1 protein-coding gene is annotated in these 1,097 nt (G+C 43.4%); it reads right to left on the bottom strand.

All coding sequences use genetic code 11. The features are described from left to right. Positions 1-31 precede the first annotated feature (31 nt). Positions 32-1,000, bottom strand: coding sequence for an IS30 family transposase (locus tag I6E82_RS19755; RefSeq protein WP_197118530.1), 969 nt, complete (start codon positions 998-1,000; stop codon positions 32-34). Between the last annotated feature and the right edge of the window lie 97 nt (positions 1,001-1,097).

Here is a 1,097-nt window from a genome sequence, read left to right as displayed (position 1 = left end):
TACGCGGATTCAAATCTGAAGTGCATAACGTTTAGGCGGCTTTAGCCGCCAAGTGATCCTGCATCAATTTTGCAGGCGTTTCAAATCCAAGTGTCTTCCTCGGACGATTATTAAGTTGCTCAAGTACGGGTATAACTTGTGCTGGTGTTACCGCCTTAAAATCTGTGCTCTTCGGCCAATACTGACGTAGTAATCCATTCGTGTTTTCATTCAATCCGCGCTCCCATGAGTGATAAGGGTGAGCAAAATAAACAGGTACACTTAAAGCCTCTGTGATTTGCTCGTGATAAGCGAACTCTTTTCCATTGTCAGCTGTGATGCTATGAAGCGCTGACCTATATGGCCTTAATAGTTCTATCGTCGCCGCAGTGACGGCTTCCGCTGTTTTTCCTGCCACCTGAGTTGATACAGTGAATTGGGTAACCCGCTCTACAATGGTAACAAGGGCGCCTCGATGACCTTTGCCTATGACGGTATCTATTTCCCAATCTCCGATACGGCCTTTCTCATCAACTATTTGTGGGCGCTCTTCAATGCTAACGCGATTTTTTATTTGCCCTCGGTTTGTTTTACCATGACTGCGCTTGTGATATTTCTTACCGTGTCGGCGCAGATGTAGGTATAACTCACCACCTGCTTTTTTATCTTCCCAGATATACAGATAAATGCATTCATGGCTGACAGACCGTTCACTTTCTTTGCGTAACCATCCCGTTATTTGTTCAGGACTCCACTTCTCATTAAGCTTCTGGGTAATTAAAGCTATCATTTCAGGTGTCATCTTAAGCGGTTTTCTTACACTTCTTCGGCGAAACAAAGCCCGCTCATGAGCTTGTTTGTGTCTGTAACCTCGCTTACCTGTATTTCTAGAAAGCTCTCTTGAAATCGTAGATTGCGATAAATTAGTTAGCTCAGCAATACTTTGTTGCGTAAAACCGCTTTTCTTTAGAACGGCGATCTGGCATCTTTGCGCATAGGTCAGTTGTTTGTAATGTCTCATTGTAAAATCTCTTGCCGGAGAAAAAGCAGTTAGCTTATGAGCAACTGACCACTTAATCTAGCCAAAACAAGTTATGCACTTACAATTTGAATCTAGG

Source organism: Pseudoalteromonas sp. NZS11 (assembly GCF_015864765.1).
Classification (GTDB): domain Bacteria; phylum Pseudomonadota; class Gammaproteobacteria; order Enterobacterales; family Alteromonadaceae; genus Pseudoalteromonas; species Pseudoalteromonas arctica.
The sequence above is the reverse complement of the archived record's forward strand: the minus strand, read 5'-3'. Positions and strand labels throughout refer to the sequence as shown.